General features: G+C 65.8%; 13 protein-coding genes. 3 read left to right on the forward strand and 10 right to left on the reverse strand.

What is annotated here, in order from left to right; translation table 11 throughout:
* Positions 1-6: 6 nt before the first annotated feature.
* On the reverse strand, positions 7-840 hold the full coding sequence (locus ABX298_RS24945) for an urease accessory protein UreD (RefSeq protein ID WP_367393794.1): 834 nt from the start codon (positions 838-840) through the stop codon (positions 7-9).
* Positions 841-1,218: 378 nt separating this feature from the next.
* A complete protein-coding gene (gene xerC / locus ABX298_RS24950; protein WP_085663697.1) occupies positions 1,219-2,133 on the reverse strand; it encodes a tyrosine recombinase XerC in 915 nt (304 codons plus the stop codon).
* 214 nt (positions 2,134-2,347) lie between these two features.
* Between xerC and ABX298_RS24955 the strand changes: the two genes are divergently transcribed.
* Entirely contained in the window at positions 2,348-3,529 is a 1,182-nt protein-coding gene (locus tag ABX298_RS24955) for an NnrS family protein (RefSeq protein ID WP_238066158.1), read from the forward strand.
* Positions 3,530-3,557: 28 nt separating this feature from the next.
* On the opposite strand, the gene ABX298_RS24960 is transcribed toward ABX298_RS24955, so the two are convergent.
* The 8 genes from ABX298_RS24960 to ABX298_RS24995 form a co-directional block, all read right to left on the reverse strand.
* A complete protein-coding gene (locus ABX298_RS24960; protein ID WP_367393795.1) occupies positions 3,558-5,819 on the reverse strand; it encodes an ATP-dependent DNA helicase in 2,262 nt (753 codons plus the stop codon).
* On the reverse strand, positions 5,816-7,465 hold the full coding sequence (locus tag ABX298_RS24965; protein ID WP_367393796.1) for a VRR-NUC domain-containing protein: 1,650 nt from the start codon (positions 7,463-7,465) through the stop codon (positions 5,816-5,818). The genes ABX298_RS24960 and ABX298_RS24965 overlap by 4 nt, the downstream gene beginning before the upstream one ends.
* Before the next feature lie 229 nt (positions 7,466-7,694).
* A complete protein-coding gene (locus ABX298_RS24970; RefSeq protein ID WP_204249931.1) occupies positions 7,695-9,002 on the reverse strand; it encodes an MFS transporter in 1,308 nt (435 codons plus the stop codon).
* A gap of 98 nt (positions 9,003-9,100) precedes the next feature.
* Positions 9,101-10,318, reverse strand: a complete 1,218-nt coding sequence (locus ABX298_RS24975; protein ID WP_367393797.1) for a fumarylacetoacetate hydrolase family protein — start codon at positions 10,316-10,318, stop codon at positions 9,101-9,103.
* Positions 10,319-10,338: 20 nt separating this feature from the next.
* Positions 10,339-11,397 (reverse strand): Ldh family oxidoreductase, encoded by a 1,059-nt coding sequence (locus tag ABX298_RS24980; protein WP_367393798.1) that lies wholly within the window; start codon positions 11,395-11,397, stop codon positions 10,339-10,341.
* Between the two features lie 34 nt (positions 11,398-11,431).
* On the reverse strand, positions 11,432-12,973 hold the full coding sequence (locus ABX298_RS24985) for a UxaA family hydrolase (protein WP_367393799.1): 1,542 nt from the start codon (positions 12,971-12,973) through the stop codon (positions 11,432-11,434).
* A gap of 460 nt (positions 12,974-13,433) precedes the next feature.
* The gene (locus ABX298_RS24990; RefSeq protein WP_025339435.1) at positions 13,434-14,387 is read right to left on the reverse strand and encodes a LysR family transcriptional regulator; all 954 of its coding nucleotides are present in this window, start codon (positions 14,385-14,387) and stop codon (positions 13,434-13,436) included.
* A 34-nt stretch (positions 14,388-14,421) separates the two neighbouring features.
* Positions 14,422-15,369 carry a LysR family transcriptional regulator gene (locus tag ABX298_RS24995; protein WP_025339436.1) on the reverse strand — a complete coding sequence of 316 codons (948 nt, stop codon included), beginning with the start codon at positions 15,367-15,369 and terminating at the stop codon, positions 14,422-14,424.
* Positions 15,370-15,470: 101 nt separating this feature from the next.
* Between ABX298_RS24995 and ABX298_RS25000 the strand changes: the two genes are divergently transcribed.
* Together ABX298_RS25000 and ABX298_RS25005 are read left to right on the forward strand one after the other, a co-directional pair.
* Positions 15,471-16,784, forward strand: coding sequence for an L-fuconate dehydratase (locus tag ABX298_RS25000; RefSeq protein WP_367393800.1), 1,314 nt, complete (start codon positions 15,471-15,473; stop codon positions 16,782-16,784).
* A gap of 65 nt (positions 16,785-16,849) precedes the next feature.
* Positions 16,850-18,160 (forward strand): MFS transporter, encoded by a 1,311-nt coding sequence (locus ABX298_RS25005; RefSeq protein WP_367393801.1) that lies wholly within the window; start codon positions 16,850-16,852, stop codon positions 18,158-18,160.
* The last annotated feature ends 10 nt before the right edge of the window (positions 18,161-18,170 follow it).

The raw sequence follows: 18,170 nt of genomic DNA on the forward strand, positions 1-18,170 counted from the left end.
GCTCTCTCAGGTGGCCCAGATACGCGGCGGGCAGGCCGGCAGGCCGAGGACGGCCGGGCGCAGCACATGCCACAGGCGTTGCAGGGTGCGTTGCAGGTGTTGGTTGTCATGGTCGAGCACGCGGATCACCAGCAACGACCCAAGCAGGGTCGCGCCGGCCGGGTTGGCCATCTCGTCGAGTAGCGGCCGCACCAGATCCAGCACGGCCTGGTCGGCGGGTGCGGCGCAGAAGGTGGCCAGCAGCGGACGCCCGCCAAGCTTGTCCAGGCGCCCGCCTTCGACGCGCAGGCGCTCGTGCAGGCCCACTTCGTCAGGCAGTTCGATATGCAGGCGGCTGTCGAGGGCACCCTGCTCGAAACGCTCGTTCATCACCGGGCGCCCCAGGCACAGGGTTTCCCAGGCCAGCAGCCGCGCCCCCGGTTCGAGGGTGAAACGGCTGTCGAGGCTGGCGCGGGCGCCGGAGAAGAAGATGCTGTCCTGCGGCAGCCACTCCAGGGTGCTGCCGGCGGCCAGGTGAAAGCGCTGGGCCAGCCGCGCGGTCGGGCCGATGCTGCGGTAGAACTTGCTGGCGCCTGGCATGGTCAGCAGCGCGTGGCTGCCCGGCTCCAGCTGGATATCCAGCTCCAGGCGGTCGCCGGCGACGATCCCACCGGGTGGGTGCAGCACGTAGACATGGCACGGTGCACCTTCCGGATAGAACGGTCGTTGCACCAAAAGAGGTCCGAAATGCCGCCACGCACCAAGGCGGGTCACCTCGTCACGCCTGACGAAACGCAACTGCAGGTGAGCGCTCCAGCCGGCATCGTCTTGTTGTTGTTCGATCTGCTCCGCGAGCGACATCCTGCGGCCCCTGAAATCCGTGGCCTGCTGGCCGTTTAGAGGGGCAGGCACGCACGGCTACGGCGCGCGCGGCCTGACCACTCGATCAAATTCGCAGGCTGGATATAGCAGGTTGCGGGCCAACTCCGCAGGTGAACGAAGATGAAACTTTTGCCCAAGCCGCTCTGGCATCGGGCATACAGGGGGATGGCGCACAAAGTGGGGGCGCACTCAGGCCCTGTTTAGGTGCTGGACTGAGAGAATGCTGGGGCCGCTACGCGGCCCATCGCCGGCAAGCCAGCTCCCACAGGGATCGCGCATGGCTTGAGGTCAGCGCGGTCGGCGTGGGAGCTGGCTTGCCGGCGATGGGCTGCACAGCAGCCCCAAGTGTGACGAAACTCAGTAATCGAAGCGGTCCACCGCACGCCGGCGTTCGTTGTCATCACGCCGGTCATAGATGGCGGTGGTCTGGATATTGGCGTGATGCGCCAGCTTCTGCGCAATGGACAGGTCGTGCTCTTCGATCACCCGGGTGATGAACGCCCGGCGGAAATCGTGCGGCATGATCTTTACGCCCACCTGCGCACCACGCTGGCGGGCGATGTAGTAAATGGCATGCTTGGTGATGCGCGCCCGGGTGATATGGCTGCCACGGCGGATGCGGTTGAACAGGAACGGGTCGTCTTCGGCCCCTGCCGGCAACTCCTGACGGCGCAGGTCCAGCCACGCCTGCAACTTCTCGAACGCCCATGGCGGGGCGTACTTGATCAGCTGGCGGTTGCCCTTGCCCAGCACCTGCAGGCTGCGCGCCTCGAAGTCGACCTGGTCCAGGTCGATGTCCACCGATTCCGACTTGCGCATGCCGGTGCCGTACAGCAAGGCGATGATCGCCGCGTCACGCACACCCTGCGGCCGTGGGTCGGCCGCGCACACATCCATCAGCTCGCGAATCAGGCTGCGGCGCAGGTTGCGCCCCGGTGGCAGGCGGCTGCCGGTGGCCGGTTTGACCTCGCGGATGCGCAACAACTGCTCGTGATCGATCAGGCCCTGGCGCCAGGCTTCGTTCATCACACCGCGGATGGCGTTGACGTACAGCGACGAGCTGTTGGGTGCGTAACCGTCGGCACGCAGCGCCGCCACCAGGGCGATCACATGGCCGGGCTCGAGCCGATGCCAGGGCACATCGACGATATTGCAGTCGACAAACCCCAGCCGGTCGGCAGCGTCCTGAAGGATGTAGCGCATGGTTTGCTGGCTGGATGGGGCCAGGCGGGCCATGTACTGCAGCAGTGGATTTTTCGAGAGGTCGGACAAAACGTGAATCCTGTAGCGAAGCGTTGGCCAGCGGCGAACCGGCCAGACCCTGAAGCAAGTCAATACGACATACAAGCAGGTCCAAATAACAGCAGAAAACGCATGTCATTCGGACCCGGAGAGGTGCCATCACCTTGATATACAAGGGGTTCGGAGCTGGCACGGATCGTGATCTTACCCCAATTGAGCCTACTGAACGAACGAAGGTCCGCCCATGCTTGTGCAGCCGATCGATTCACGCCCACGCCAGGCCGTCTGGGGCCTGGGTTTCCGCCCATTCTTCCTGGGTGGCAGTTTGTTTGCGCTACTCGCCTTGCTGTTGTGGGCCGGCGTACTGGCCGGGGTGCTGGAGCCAACGCCCCCCGGCGGCATGCTCGCCTGGCACCGCCACGAGATGCTCTATGGCTTCACTGCCGCCATCATCGCCGGCTTCCTGCTGACCGCCGTGCAGAACTGGAGCGGCACCCCAGGCTTGAGCGGGCGTGCGCTGCAGGGTTTGTTCCTGCTTTGGCTGCTGGGCCGGGCAAGCTGGTTCCTGCCATTACCGGGCAGCTTGCTGGTTGTGATCGAGGGCAGCTTTCTGCCACTGGTGGCACTGGCCCTGGCGCGGCCGATCGTGCAACGGCGCTTGCGTAACAACTACCCGATCGTCGGCCTGGTGCTGTTGATCGCCGCCTGCCAGTGGCTGACCCTGGTCGGCTGGCTGCGCCAGGAGGAACTGTGGCAGCGCCGCGGGGTGTTTGCCGGGTTGTGGCTGGTAGCCGCGATGATGAGCGTGCTTGGCGGGCGGGTGATCCCGTTCTTCACCCGACGCGGCCTGGGCAACATGGCCCCGTCCCCTGCCCGCCCCTGGCTGGACCGGGCCTGCCTGCTGCTGAGCGTGGCGGTACCGCTGGCCTTCGCCTCGGGCTTGGCCGATACGCCACGTATCGGCCTGGCCGCGCTGTTCGGCGCCTTGTTCGCCCTGCATACCGCCCGCCTGGCCTTGTGGCATGACCGTGGCTTGTGGCGGGTGCCCCTGCTGTGGTCGCTGCACCTGGCCTATGCCTGGATTGCCATTGCCTGCCTGGGCATGGCGCTGTGGCATGCCGGGGTGGCACTGAGCCCGAGCCTGGTGACCCACGCACTGACCGTGGGCGCCATGAGCGGCTTGATCCTGGCGATGATGGCACGGGTCAGCCTGGGCCACACCGGCAGGCCGCTGCAGGTGCCGACCAGCATTGCCTGGGCCTTTGCCTTGATACAACTGGCGACGCTGGCGCGGGTGGTGCTGCCGCTGTTCACGCCGCTGGGGGTGAGCCTTTCGGTACTGTGCTGGAGCCTGGCGCTGCTGCTGTTCCTGCAACATTACCTGCCCATCTTGCTGCGGCCACGGGCTGACGGTATGCCTGGCTAGCCTTGATGCCCAGATTGCCGAGGCCGCGTTAACCTCCCGGCGCTGGCCACCACCCCGGGAACATCTGCTGCACCCGGGGTTCGGCGAAGCGCTCGTCGATCAAGATCAGAACGCCACGGTCCTGGTCGCCCCGAATGACCCGGCCTGCCGCCTGGATGACCTTGCGCACGCCTGGGTAGAGATAGGCGTAATCGAACCCCGCACCAAACTGCCGCCCCAGGCGCTGCTTGAACTGCTCGTTGACCGGGTTGACCTGGGGTAGCCCGAGGGTGGCGACAAACGCGCCGATCAGCCGTGTGCCTGGCAAGTCCACCCCCTCCCCGAATGCACCACCCAGCACCGCAAAACCCACCCCACGGCCATCCGCTACAAAACGGTCGAGAAAGCCTTGGCGAGCCGCTTCGTCCATGCCCGGTTCCTGGGCCCACATGGGTATCTGTGCATGCCGCTCGGCCAGCAGCCCGGCCACCTGTTGCAGGTACTCGAAACTGCTGAAGAACGCCAGGTAGTTGCCCGGCATGCGCTCATATTGCCGGGCGATCAGCTCGACGATCGGCGCCAGCGACGCCTGGCGTTGCTGGTAACGGGTGGATACCTGGCTGGCGATGTGCACTTCCAGCTGTTCGGCGCGAAACGGCGCGGCCACTTCCAGCCAGGCGGTATCGGCCGGCATGCCCAGGAGGTCGCTGTAGAAGTGCCGTGGGCTCAGGGTGGCGGAAAACAGCGTCACGCTGCGCGCCGCCTGCATGCGTGGGCCCAACAGGCGCGCCGGGGTGACATTGCGCAGGCACAGGGTGGCCAGCCGCCGCTTGCGCGGGCCCTGGCGCTGGCTGATGTCGAACAGGAAGTGCTCGTCGAACAGCTCGGCAACCCGGCTGAACTGCAACGCCTGGTAGAAGAACTGCAGCACCTGCGGGTCCATTTGCGCAGGCGTCTGGTTCATTTGTTCCTGGATCAGCCCGATGCATTGCTGCAGGGCGCGCAGCAAAGCGTCCGGCAGCGACTCGCTGGCCTGGTACGGCGCACGCTGCTCCTTGTAGAGGGCATTCCACTGCCGGTTCAGCCGGTCCAGCGCACTGACCAGCCCGGGCGGTTTGCTCTGGCGCAGGGCCTGCAACTGGCCCTGGTCGAGGCTGGCGCTGTACATGCCGCGGCCGCGCTCGACCAGGTTGTGCGCCTCGTCCACCAGCACGGCGACCCGCCACTGATTGGCCTGGGTCAGGCCGAACAACAAGGCATGGGCATCGAAGTAGTAGTTGTAGTCCGCCACCAGCACATCTACCCAGCGCGCCATTTCCTGGCCGAGGTAATACGGGCATACCTGGTGCGCCAGGGCTACCTCGCGCAGCTGGGCACGGTCGAGCAAGGGCAACGCTGCCGCTGCCTGCCGCGCGGCCGGCAGGCGGTCGTAGAAGCCTGCGGCCAAGGGGCAGGATTCGCCATGGCAGGCCTTGTCGGGGTGCTCGCAGGCTTTGTCGCGGGCGATCAGCTCCAGCGTGCGCAAGGCCGGCTGCGGCGTGGCATCGGTGATCTGGCGCATGGCATCCAGGGCCAGGGCCCGGCCCGGGGTCTTGGCGGTGAGAAAGAACAGCTTGTCCAGCTGCTGCGGCACCATGGCCTTGAGCAGGGGGAACAAGGTACCGACGGTCTTGCCAATTCCGGTGCTGGCCTGGGCCATCAGGCAACGGCCGGTACTCACGGCCTTGTACAGGGTTTCCGCCAGTTGTCGCTGGCCCTGGCGGAACGCCGGATAGGGGAAGCCCAGTGCTTGCAGGCCCCGGTTACGCTCGGCCAGGCGCTGCTCCTGCCCTTGTGCCCACGCCAGAAAGCGTTGGCACTGGGTTTCGAAGAAGGCCTGCAGTTCGGCAGCCGTGCAGTGTTCACTGATCAGCGTCTGGCCATCGCTGTCCACGTCCAGGTAAACCAGCGCTACCTCGATGGCCGGCAGTTGCCGTGCCTGGCACATCAACCAGCCGTAGACCTTGGCCTGCGCCCAGTGCAACTGGCGATGGTTGGCCGGTTGGCGCGACAGGTCGCCACGGTGGGTCTTGATCTCTTCCAGGCGGTTGCAGGCAGGGTCGTAACCGTCGGCGCGGCCACGTACCGTCAGGGTTTCGAACTGGCCTTCAAGGGCAATTTCCGACTCATAGCCCGCAGCGCGTCGCGCCACCACCCGCCGATGCCCCTCGATCCCCTCCTGGGCGGTGGGTGATGGCGTGAAGCGCAGGTCCAGGTCGCCGACCTTGGCGCTGAATTCACACAAGGCGCGTACCGCCACGCTGTAGCTCACGGTGTTTCGCTCCAGCGCACGTGGCACACCGCGACAGGCAGGCCGTGGGCCCGGCAGAACTCCAGCCAGCGCAGCTGGTTGTCCTGCAGGCGGTCGCCAGGGCCCTTGACCTCGACCATGCGGTAGCGGCCTTGCTCGGGCCAGAACTGGATCAGGTCGGGCATGCCGGCGCGGTTGTTGCGGATGTCCTGCAGCAGGCGCAGGAAGCACTGTTTCAAATGGGCCGCCGGCAGGCAGGCCAAGGCTTGCTCGAGCAATGCTTCACTGAGCACGGACCAGAACACGAACGGCGACTGCAGCCCTTGCTTGGCGGCGTAGCAGTCGAGAATCGCCCGGTGATGGCTGCCATCGTCCAGCCGCCCCAGGCAACGTTCGAACAGGGCACTGCGGCGTTGCTGGAAGTCGCCGTCGTGCAGGTCCTGCGGGGCGGCCTGGAACGGGTTGAAGAACGCGCCGGGCACCGGGGCGAAGATCGCCTCCCAGCACAGCAGGCCGAACAGGCTGTTGAACAGCGTGTTCTCCACGTAATGCACCGGTCCACCGGCTTCGGCCAGGTGCTGGCGCACCGCCTCCTCCACACCCAGCGCTGCCTGTTCCCGGGGCAGCTCCAGCTCGATCAGCTCCAGCGGCGCCACACGCTGGCGCCGCTGTGGCGGGCCACCGAGCTTGCGTGCCAGGCGTGGCAACATGCGTTCCAGCGCCTGCACTTCCAGGGCGTTGGCCGGCGCCGCCGCCAGCTGCAGCGCCAGTGCATGTGCCTGGGGCCACTGCTCGCTGCGCTCCAGCACCCGCACCTGGCGGATGCGCGCCTGGGCATGGCTGCACTGCGTGTACACAGCCATGGCCTGCGCCCAGTCGCCCAGGCGCTCGCATTGCTGGCCCAGGGCGAATTGCAGGCGCGCATGGCGCCGGGCCAGCCATGGGTTGTCGCTGTGCAGGCCCTGCATGGCTGCCAGGATCGACAGCGGGTCGTCGCCCTGCTCCAGGCGCTCGGCGCACTGGTGCAAGGCCATGGCCAGGTCGACTTCGGCGCGTTGCTGCAGGGCACGCGAATCGGTGCTGAACGGCACCTGTTCGTAGCGCAACAACCCGAGGTCGGCGAGGACGAAGTCCGACCAGTCCTGGTACAGGTTGCCGAAGAACAGCAGGCGCATGCGGTCGCACAAGGGTTGCAGGCACCACTGGAGGATGCGCACGCCGCTGTCCGGAAACCACTCGGCCAATGAACGGGCTTGCAGGCCCAGGGGTTGCAGCTGTGCAAGCAGGTCATGCTTGGCAGCGCGAGGGCGGCTCAGCTGCGGGGCAAAACAACGGGCAAGTTCGTCCTTGCGCAGCAGGGCGAACAGTTGCTGCAGTTCCAGTTGCGCGGGCTCCCGTACCCAGCCGAGGGCCAGCAGCGGCTGCAGGGCCTGCCCGGTATCGCCGATTTCGGCATAGTCGAGGCGATCGCTGCGAAACAGCTCGCCCTTGCGCATGACCATGCGCACCATCAGGGCCTGTGCCGGGGCGTCCAGTTGGCCGAAGGTGCGGATGAAAGCGAGTTCCTGATCGTCGAGCAGGTCTTCGTAGCGCTGTTCGACCCACAGCAGCACCTGGCGGAAATTGTGCAGGTAGTAGAACGGGTCGTCGACGGAATGGGCGATCACGGGCTGGGGGTCAGGCGGCTGGAATAGATACTGGTTATACATACAGATCAGTATGCCTGGCAAGTGCCGTGGGTCGCTCAACGATCGGCTGCCGGCTTGGGGGCTGCTCTGCAGCCCAATCGCGACGCAAGGCCGCTCCCACAAGGTATTGCAGTGCTGCTGAAACCAGCGCGATACCTGTGGGAGCGGCCTTGCGTCGCGATTGGGGCGCAAAGCGCCCCCCCGGAATTCACACCTGTTCCGTCGCCCCGACCATCTCCGCCGCCTTGACCTTGGCACTGCCAATCGGCGCCTGCAGCAGCAGGAAGTAGGCCACCGCCGAACACAGCGCCACTACCGCACTGATCATGAACGCCGTGGTGAACGAGCCCGAGTATTGGATGCTGAAGCCGGTGACGATCGGCGCCACCGAGCCGGCAATGTAGCCGCCGAAGTTCTGGATCGAGCCAAACGAGGCCACGCGCTGGCTGTCGACGATGGTGTTGACGATCATCCAGGCAGTGGCACTGGCCATGTTGATGCTGAACAGCGCCAGGCACAGCAGGACGATGCAACCGGTCAGGCCGGTGACGAACGACAGCGGCAGGGTAAACAGCGCCGCCAGCACCAGCCCGGTGATGACGCTGAACTTGCGGCTGGCCAGCACGCTCATGCCGCGCTTCACCAGCAAGTCGCAGAAGCGCCCGGCAACGATCGTGCCCGCTGCGCCAAAGCCATAGGCCAGCGACACTACCCAGGCGGTCTTGTACAGGTCCAGGCCATGCTCACGCTCGAAGTAGCCAGGCAGCCAGGTCAGGTGCAGCCAGAGCATGTAGATCACGCCCATGAAGCCCAGCACCGCACCCCAGGTACTGCGGTGCTTGAACAGGTCGAGCCAGCCGGCGAAGTACGAGGCCTTCGGCGCTTGTGCAGTGGCTGCCGGCGCCTGCTGTCCACTCGGCAATGGCTTGCCCTCGGCAGCAAGCTCCGCCAGGTAGCGGGCCTTGCTTTTGTAGAAGGTCAGCCAGCACAGCGCCAGCACCACGCCGATCACGCCGGTGATGATGAACATGCCGCGCCAGCCGAAGTTGACCATGAACAGCGTCAGCAAGGGTGGCGCCAGGCACGGGCCGAGGCAGGTCGAGGACCAGACCACGCCGGTCGGGGTGCCGCGTTCGTTGGCATCGAACCACTCCGACAGGGCCTTGGCCGCCGACGGGAACATCGGCGCCTCGCCAATCCCCAGCAGCACCCGCAGGCCCATGAAGCCGGCAAAGCTGTTGACCATGCCGAACGCTGCCTGGGCCACCGACCAGCCCAGCAGCGAGGCACCGAGGGCGATCTTGCTGCCCAGGCGGTCGATGATCATGCCCATCGGCAGCTGGGCAAAGGCATAGGCAATGGAGAACGCCGACAACAGGATGCCCATCTGCGACGGGCTGATCATCATGTCTTTCTGGATCGAGGTGTTGGCGATCGACAGTGCACTACGGTCCAGGTAGTTGACGATGCCGATCAACAGCAGGAACACGACGGTGATGCGTTGGTACTTCTTCATAGGGTTCATGTGATGACCTTTATTATTATTGTTGCCGCGCTGTCAGCGCCTTGGCGGTCCTTCGTTCATGCTGCGCCCTCCCTGACGCAGCGCGCCGCTCAAGGCTGGCGCGCGGTTGTTGCAACGTCCAGCAGCCCGCGCCGGCCGAGGCTGTCGATCAGCGCACGCAGGCCAAAGTGCCATTGCGGTGCCAGGTCGCTGGTGGTCACGCGGTTGCACAGGGTACCCAGTTGCGGGTTGCTGATACTCACCACATCGCCCGGCTTGTGGGTGAAGCCGTTGCCCGGTTGGTCGCGGTCCTGCTTGGGGGCGAACAAGGTACCGAGGAACAGCACCAGGCCGTCGGGGTACTGATGGTTCTCGTTGAGGGTTTGCTGCACCAGGTCCTGCGGGTCGCGGCTGATCTGGCGCATGGAGCTGCGGCCGGCGAGGATGAAACCGTCTTCGCCCACCACCTGCAAGTCCACTTCGGCGGCGCGTACGTCGTCCAGGCCGAAGCTTTCGTCGAACAGGCGCAGCAGCGGGCCGAGCGCGGTGGAGGCATTGTTGTCCTTGGCCTTGGACAGCAGCAAGGCGCTACGGCCTTCGAAGTCACGCAGGTTGACGTCGTTGCCGAGCATCGCGCCCTTGATGCGACCATCACTCGACACCGCCAGCACCACTTCAGGCTCCGGGTTGTTCCAGCTCGACTTGGGGTGGATGCCGATGTCGGCGCCGTGGCCGACCGCCGACAGCGGCTGGGCCTTGGTGAACACCTCGGCATCCGGGCCAATACCCACTTCCAGGTACTGCGACCACAGGCCCTGCTCCACCAGCACCTTGCGCAGCGCTTCGGCCTGGGCCGAGCCCGGCACGATCTGCGACAGGTCGGCGCCGATGCGGCTGGCCAGGGTGTCGCGGATGGCATCGGCCTTGGCCGGGTCGCCCTTGGCCTGCTCTTCGACCACGCGCTCCAGCAGGCTGGTGGCGAAGGTCACGCCAGCGGCCTTCACCGCCTGCAGGTCGATGGGTGCCAGCAGCCATGGCTGGCGTGGGTCGCGCCGGGCCGGGTCGCTGTTGCCCAGCAAGGCTGGCAGCCCGATCAGCGGCTCGGCCAGCGGCAGGCTGCGCAGGTAGGCCACCGGGTCGGCCACTTCCAGCAGGGCCGAGACGGTGGCTACATGGGCGCTGATATCGTGCACGGCGCCGGCCTTCACCAGCACCACCGCAGGGCCCTGCTCCGGCAGCCAGACCCGCCCTACCCAACTGCCGCTGTCGAACGCGCTGGCATCGTGATTCAGAGGCAGCGGTCGCTTGCCGTTCGCTCGATCAGTCATCTGTGTACCCTTACTGTCATTCATTGGGAAAGTGCCGGCAGTTGCAGCTGCCCGGCCAGGCGGTCAAGGTCGGCCACCAGCTGTGACGAAAGGCTTGCGCCCTGCTCCAGGGCCTGGCGGCGTAGGGCAAGGCCAGCCTGCCCAGGCAGGCGCACCGGGCGCTCGGGGTCGAGTGGCCGGCTGGCCAGGACCAGCCGGCCGAGGAAGCTGGTTTCGTCGGTGAACGCTTGCAGGCCGCCGAAGAAACGCGGGTCGATGACCACGGCGGTGGCCGAGGCACCCCACTGGTCTGGTGCATCCTTGCGGCCATGGCCGGCCAGCCCCGAGGTCAGGGCTTCGACCAGCAGCGCCAGGGCGAAACCTTTGTGGCCAAAAGCCTGGCCACCCAAGGGCAGGATGCTGCCTTGCGGGCTGGTGAAGAAGTCGCGCGGGTCGTCGCTCAGTTGCCCGTCATTGCTCACCAGCACCGGGTGCGGCAGGCGGCTGCCGGCATCGCGGCACTGGCCGACCAGGCCGAGGGTGACGGTGGACATGCTGACGTCCAGCAGAATCGGCTCGCCCTGGGTCGGGATGCCCGCGGCAATCGGGTTGGGGGTGTACACCGGGTCGGCGCCACCATGGGCGCAGACCAGCCCTACCGATGGGTCCGAGGAATACAGCATGGCTACCAGGCCCTGGTCGGTGTAGGGCTTGAGGTAGGCTGCCAGGCAGCCGATATGCGCGGCACGGCGCACCACGGCGATACCGATGCCCTGCGAAGTGGCGCCCTTTGCCGCGCAGTCCAGGGCACGGCTGACGCAGTACGGCCCCAGCACGTAGTGGCCATCGAACAGGCTGGAAATGCCATTGTCCGACACCTGCTCCAGTGCCTGCGCGCGGGCCTTGACCTGGCCGCCGAGCATGCCGTCGATGTAGCGGCTGACCAGGTTCAGGCCATGGGTGCGATGGCCCAGCAATTCGCCTTCGAGCAGTACCCGGGTCACTACCTGGGCGACTTCGGCATCGGCGCCGGCCTTTTCGAACAGCCGCTCGACGAAGGTGGTGAGCGCTTGCACGTTGTAATGTGTGGCTTGAGTCATTGCGGTTGCCTCGGAAATGGAACAGGGCTGGCGATCAGGTCACGGCACCGATCTGCCAGGGCACGAATTCGTTCTGCCCGTAGCCGTGCAGCTCACTCTTGCTGCGTTCACCGGAAGCGATGCGCAGCATCTGTTCGAAGATGAACGCGCCGCGCTCCTCGATGCTGGTGGAGCCATCGGCGATGCCACCGCAATTGACGTCCATGTCTTCTTCCTGGTGCTCGAACACCCGGTTGTTGGTGGCCAGCTTGATCGACGGCGCCGGGGCGCAGCCGTAGGCCGAGCCACGGCCGGTGGTGAAGGCGATCAGGTTGGCCCCGCCAGCCACCTGGCCGGTGGCCGAAACCGGGTCGTAACCGGGGGTATCCATGAACACCAGGCCCTGGGCGCGCACCGCTTCCGCGTACTGGTACACATCGACCAGGTTGCTGGAGCCGGCCTTGGCCACCGCACCGAGGGACTTCTCGAGGATGGTGGTCAGGCCCCCGGCCTTGTTGCCGGCCGAGGGGTTGTTGTTCAGTTCGGCGTTCATGCGCTGGCAGTAGTCTTCCCACCAGCGGATGCGGGCCACCAGTTTTTCGCCGACCTCGCGGCTGACCGCACGGCGGGTGAGCAGGTGCTCGGCACCGTAGATTTCCGGGGTTTCGGAGAGGATCGCGGTACCACCGGCGGCCACCAGGCGGTCGACGGCATTGCCCAACGCCGGGTTGGCGGTAATGCCGGAATAGCCATCGGAACCGCCACATTGCAGGCCGACCACCAGGTGCCGCGCACTGACCGGCTGGCGCTGCACCTGGTTGGCCTCGACCAGCAGCGCCTTGACCTGCTCGATACCGGCGGCGATGGTTTTGCTGGTGCCGCCGATACCCTGGATGGTGAAGGCGCGCAGCTGGGCGCTGGCCTGCAGGCCCTGGGTTTCCAGCAGGCTTTCGATCTGGTTGGTTTCGCAGCCCAGGCCGATGATCAGCACGGCAGCGAAATTGGGGTGTACGGCGTACCCGGCCAGGGTGCGACGCAACAGGCCCAAGGCTTCACCGCTGGGGTCCACCGCACAGCCGGCGCCGTGGGTCAGCGCTACCACGCCGTCGATGTTCGGGTAATCGGCCAGTACTTCAGGGTGGATGTCGCGGCGAAAATGGTCGGCCACGGCCCGGGCCACGGTTGCCGAGCAGTTCACCGAGGTGAGGATGCCGATGTAGTTGCGGGTGGCGACCCGGCCATCGGCGCGCACGATGCCCTGGAACTGCGCCTCGCGGCCGGGCTGGCTGCGGGTGTCGACACCGAAGGCGTAGTCACGGGCGAAATCGCCCATCTGCACATTGTGCACATGCACGTGATCGCCGGCGTCGATGGCCTGCGAGGCAAAACCGATGATCTGCCCGTAACGGCGCAGGGGCTGGCCCTGCTCCACACGTTCGGTAGCAAGCTTGTGGCCCGAGGGGATCGGCTGGCGCACGGTAATCGCCTCGGCGTCCAGGCGCAGGCCTTGCGGCAGGGCCTGGCGGGCGATGAGCACGTTGTCCAGCGGGTGGAGGCGGATGACGGCAAGGTCACCGGACTTGGCAATCAGTTGCATGAGACCTCTCAGGGCGCTGCGGCTGGCTTCTTGTTATGGCTGCGACCACTGTAAGAAGCCTTGGGCAACATTCCCAATGAGATGATCCGATCGTGCGATAACCTTGGGTTATCAAAAACAGGTATCAGAGCGCGTTTATCAATCACATTTGAGGGCCATTGGGGCCGCTGCGCAGCCCTTCGCAGGCAAGCCAGCTCCCACACCGACTGCATTGACATCAAGCCATGCGCTGTCCCTGTGCCACAAGGTGGCGCGATCGCTGTGGGAGCGGCCTTGTGTCGCGAAAGGGCTGCAAAGCAGCCCCAGCAATTTCAACTGTTGCGCATCAATCCTGGGGCCGCGTTGCGGCCCTTTCGCGACACAAGGCCGCTCCCACAGGTACAGCGACAACCTCGAGAGCAACGCTGCACCCGTGGGAGCTGGCTTGCCTGCGATGGACTGCGCAGCGGCCGCATGGGCTTTATCTCTGCTCCTGCTGACGGCGCCGTGCGCCCTCCAGCAAAATCTCGACAAACGCCCGGGCCGAAGCGCTCAGCGGCTCGTCCTTGCGGGTAACCACGCCGTACTCCAGCGCCGCCAGGTGCAAGGGGCTGCGCAGTTCTTTCAGTTGGCCGCTGGCCAGCTGCGCGGCAACCATCGAGCGCGGCAACATGGCGATCATCGGTGCCGCCTGCAGCAATTGCAGGAACATCGGCATGGAGATGGTTTCGACGCTGTCGGCAGGCGTGGCGATGCCGGCAACCCGGAAGGCCTGCTCCAGGCGGTTGCGGATCGGCGTGCCCACCGGGTACAGCACCCACGGCCAGTCGCCCAGCGCTGTCAGCGGCGTGCTTTCCAGCTGGTTGAGCGGGTGCTCGCTGTTGACCACCAGGCTGAACGGTTCCGGCTCCAGGGGCTGGAAGTCGAACAGCTGGCTGAAGCGTTCTTCAGTGAAGCGGCCAATCATGATGTCGAGCTTGTTCTGCTCCAGCATGGTCAACAAGTGATCGCTGGAATGCTCCACCACTTCGATCGACAGCAACGGGCTGCGCGCCTTGATCGCGGCGATGGCCTGCGGCAGCACCAGCGCGGTGGCGGCAAATATCCCACCGACGCGGATAAAGCCGTGCCCGCCGTTGCGCAGGCGGTTCACCTGGTCGACGAACTGTTGCGACTCGGCCAGCGCGCCTTGGGCATAACGCACCACATATTCGCCCAGTTCGGTGGGTGGCATGCTCCGCGGCAGGCGTTCGAACAGGGCGAAGCCGAACTGCTCCTCAAGGTCACGCAACATCTTGCTCAGTGCCGGCTGGCTCAGGTTCATGCGCGTGGCGGTGGCGTGCATGTTGCGGGTGCGCGCCAAGGTGTCGATCAGCACCAGGTGCTTGTAGCGTATCCAGTTGCAAAAGCTGGAATGGGTCATGTCCGGCGGCATTGACGCAGGGCCTCAGGCAAGTGAAAAGGCAGGGCTATTGCGCCCGCAGGTAGTGCAGCAAGGTGTCCAGGGCAACCGAGTTGGGCCGCGAGCGCAGGGTCAGCACGCCCAGGTTGGCCATCGCCAGCGGCAATTCCACCGGCAGGATGGCGACCATGCCATAGCGGGCATAATGCTTGGCCACGTCATCGGGCACCACCGCAATCATCTCGGAGGCTTCGAGCATGGCGGTGGTAGCCAGGATCGAGGCGGTTTCGACGATATCCAGCGACTGCACCATGCCGCCGGCCTGCAACGCGCTTTCGACGCGGCGGCGCATCGGGCTGCCGATGGGGTGCAGGATCCAGGTCAAGGCTACCAGGTCGGCCAGTTGCAGCCCGGCGGCATTGGCCAGCGGGTGGCCTGCGCGGGCAATAACGCGCATCTGCTCACCGCCTTCGAACAGTTCGATGTTCAGGTCCTGGCTGTCGCTCTGGTCCGGCAGGCGCCCCACCACCATGTCGAAGTCGCCACGCAGCAAGGCCGGCAGCAAGGTGTCGCTGGTGCCGACCTCCAGGGAAATGCGCACCTTGGGGTAGTCGCGCTTGTAGGCCAGTACCGCCTTGGTCAGCACGCCCGGCACCGGCCCCATGACGCTACCCACCCGCACCAGGCCCTGGGCCCCGCGCGCCAGCTCGGCAATCTGCGCCTGGGCGTGCTCGAACTCATGCAGCGCGTTCTGCGCATAGCGGATCATCACTTCGCCATACAGCGTCGCTTGCATGCCCCGTGGCAAACGCTCGAACAAGCGTACGCCAAGGCGCTCCTCGAGCTGTTGCAGCAACAGGCTCGCTGCCGGTTGCGTGGTGTGCATCGCCGCGGCCGCACGGCGCAGGTTAGCGAACTCGCCCAAGGCGTTGAGCAGCGTGATCTGCCGGCTGGAGATCTTCAATGCGCCGAGGCTGGCAGGCGCCTGGGCGCTGTCGGGAGGCAAGCGAGACATATCGAATCCGGTATCGCTGGTTAAGATTTGGCGATTATGCCTGTATCGCTCGACAACCTACAGTCAGGTCTCCCAGTGCTTGAACAGAACAAGAGCCGACCATGAGCATACGTATTACCCACCTGAGCGTTCGCGACATTCGTTTCCCCACTTCGCTGTCGCTGGACGGCTCCGACGCCATGAACAGCGCCCCCGATTATTCGGCGGCCTACGTGGTGCTGCACACCGACGCCGAGGCCCTGGAAGGCCACGGCCTGACCTTCACCATCGGCCGTGGCAACGAGATTTGCGCGGCCGCAGTGCAGTCGCTGGCGCCGCTGATCGTCGGCCTCACCCTGGAGGAAATCACGGCCGACATGGGCGGTTTCTGGCACCGCTTCACCGTCAGCGACAGCCAGTTGCGCTGGCTGGGCCCGGAAAAGGGCGTGATCCACCTGGCCACCGCCGCGATCATCAATGCCGTGTGGGACCTGTGGGCCAAGCACGAAGGCAAGCCGGTGTGGAAGCTGCTGGCCGACATGACGCCCGAACAGCTGGTGCGCTGCCTGGACTTCAGCTACGTCACCGATGTGCTCACCCCCGAAGAAGCCATCGCCCTACTGCGCCGCCAGGCCCCGGGCAAGGCCCAGCGCGAAGCGCAGATGCTGCGCGAAGGCTACCCCGGCTACACCACCGCGCCGGGCTGGCTGGGCTACAGCGAAGAAAAGATGCGCAAGCTGGCCCGCGAGGCGGTGGAAGATGGCTGGACCCACATCAAGCAGAAGATCGGTGCGGACCTGGAGGAAGACATTCGCCGCGCCCGCATCCTGCGCGACGAAATTGGCTGGGAGCGCACCCTGATGATGGATGCCAACCAGGTATGGGGCGTCGAGGAATCCATCGCCAACATGCGCCGCCTGGCCGCCTTCGAGCCACTGTGGATCGAAGAGCCGACCAGCCCGGACGACATCCTCGGGCACGCCACCATCCGCCAGCGCATTGCGCCGATTGGCGTGGCCACCGGTGAACATTGCCACAACCGGGTGATGTTCAAGCAGATGTTCCAGGCCGGCGCGCTGGACTTCTGCCAACTGGACGCGGCCCGCCTGGGTGGCCTGAACGAAGTGCTGATCGTGCTGCTGATGGCGGCCAGGTACGACGTACCGGTGTGCCCGCACGGCGGCGGTGTCGGCCTGTGCGAATATGTGCAGAACATTGCCCTGTTCGACTACATCGCGGTGTCGGCCTCGCTGCACAACCGGGTGCTGGAGTACGTCGACCACCTGCACGAGCATTTCATCGACCCGGTGGTGATCCGCCGCGGGCGCTACATGCCACCGCAACGCCCGGGCTACAGCATCGAAATGCATGCCGAGACCCTGGAGCGCTACCAGTACCCCAACGGCGCGGTGTGGCTCGACATCAACCGTTCCTGACCCACCTACCTGGGTGCGCCGCCTTTGCGCGGCACGCCACCAGCACTTTTCACGGGGAAAAAACAATGACAATCCTCACCGGTACTGCAGCGGCGCCCGCCCCTGCCGCCACCACAGAACAGCGCCTGAACGGCCTGCTGCTGCGCAAATTGATGCCACTGCTCATCGTTGTCTACGTGATGAGCTTCCTTGACCGGACCAACATTGCCCTGGCCAAGGCCAGCATGGGCATCGACCTCGGCCTGTCGGCAGCGGCCTATGGCCTGGGCGCCGGCCTGTTCTTCCTCACCTATGCCCTGACCGAAGTACCCAGCAACCTGATCATGCATCGGGTGGGCGCACGCTTCTGGATCACCCGCATCATGATCACCTGGGGCCTGCTCTCGGCGGGCATGGCCTTCGTCCAGGGCGAAACCTCGTTCTACGTCATGCGCCTGTTGCTCGGGGTCGCCGAAGCGGGCCTGTTCCCCGGTGTGATGCTGTACCTGACCTACTGGTTCGACCGTGAACAGCGTGCCCGCGCCACGGGTTACTTCCTGCTGGGTGTGTGCCTGGCCAACATCCTCAGCGGCCCGCTGGGGGGTGCCCTGCTGGAAATGGACGGTGTGCTGGGCTGGCACGGCTGGCAATGGCTGTTCGTGCTCGAGGGCCTGCCGGCAGTGGCCCTGGCCTATGTGGTATGGAAGAAACTGCCCGATGGCCCGGCCTCGGCGCCCTGGCTGTCGCCCGCCGAAGCCGAGGACATCGAGCGCCGCCTGGCTGCGGAGCGGGCCGCCGCACCGCAGCAGAGCAAGTTGGGGCAGATGTTCCGCGACCGGCAGATCTGGCTGGCGATCGTGGTGTACTTCGTGCACCAGATCACCATCTACACGGTGATTTTCTTCCTGCCGGGCATCATCGGCACCTACGGCGCGCTGTCGCCCTTCCAGGTCGGCCTGCTGACCGCCGTACCGTGGATTGCTGCCGCCATCGGCGCCGCCACCTTCCCGCGCCTGGCCACCTCGCCGAGCCGTTGCCGCACCCTGCTGTTCTGCGGCCTGCTGACCATGGCGGCCGGGCTGCTGCTGGCGTCGCTGGCCAACTCGTTCATCGGCCTGATCGGGTTTTCGCTGACTGCCCTGATGCTGTTCGTGGTGCAGTCGATCATCTTCGTCTTCCCCTCCAGCCGCCTGAGTGGCAGTGCACTGGCGGCAGGGCTGGCCTTTGTCACCACCTGCGGCCTGTTTGGCGGTTTCGTCGGCCCATCGGTGATGGGCCTGATCGAGCAGGCCACCGGCAGTACCCGCAATGGCTTGTGGATCATCGCCGCGTTGCTGGTGGTGGCAGCGCTGGTCAGTACCCGCTTGCGGCAAGGGCAGGAGCAAGCGAATCGCTGACAGGAGGCGT

It is taken from the genome of Pseudomonas sp. X4, assembly GCF_040784925.1.
GTDB lineage: Bacteria > Pseudomonadota > Gammaproteobacteria > Pseudomonadales > Pseudomonadaceae > Aquipseudomonas > Aquipseudomonas putida_Z.

Coding starts and splice junctions, on each gene's coding strand:
- ABX298_RS24990 (WP_025339435.1), bottom strand. CDS start 14,387: ATGCCGCCGGACATGACCCATTCCAGCTTTTGCAACTGGATACGCTAC.
- ABX298_RS24985 (WP_367393799.1), bottom strand. CDS start 12,973: ATGCAACTGATTGCCAAGTCCGGTGACCTTGCCGTCATCCGCCTCCAC.
- ABX298_RS24945 (WP_367393794.1), bottom strand. CDS start 840: ATGTCGCTCGCGGAGCAGATCGAACAACAACAAGACGATGCCGGCTGG.
- ABX298_RS25005 (WP_367393801.1), top strand. CDS start 16,850: ATGACAATCCTCACCGGTACTGCAGCGGCGCCCGCCCCTGCCGCCACC.
- ABX298_RS24955 (WP_238066158.1), top strand. CDS start 2,348: ATGCTTGTGCAGCCGATCGATTCACGCCCACGCCAGGCCGTCTGGGGC.
- ABX298_RS25000 (WP_367393800.1), top strand. CDS start 15,471: ATGAGCATACGTATTACCCACCTGAGCGTTCGCGACATTCGTTTCCCC.
- ABX298_RS24995 (WP_025339436.1), bottom strand. CDS start 15,369: ATGTCTCGCTTGCCTCCCGACAGCGCCCAGGCGCCTGCCAGCCTCGGC.
- ABX298_RS24970 (WP_204249931.1), bottom strand. CDS start 9,002: ATGAAGAAGTACCAACGCATCACCGTCGTGTTCCTGCTGTTGATCGGC.
- ABX298_RS24980 (WP_367393798.1), bottom strand. CDS start 11,397: ATGACTCAAGCCACACATTACAACGTGCAAGCGCTCACCACCTTCGTC.
- ABX298_RS24975 (WP_367393797.1), bottom strand. CDS start 10,318: ATGACTGATCGAGCGAACGGCAAGCGACCGCTGCCTCTGAATCACGAT.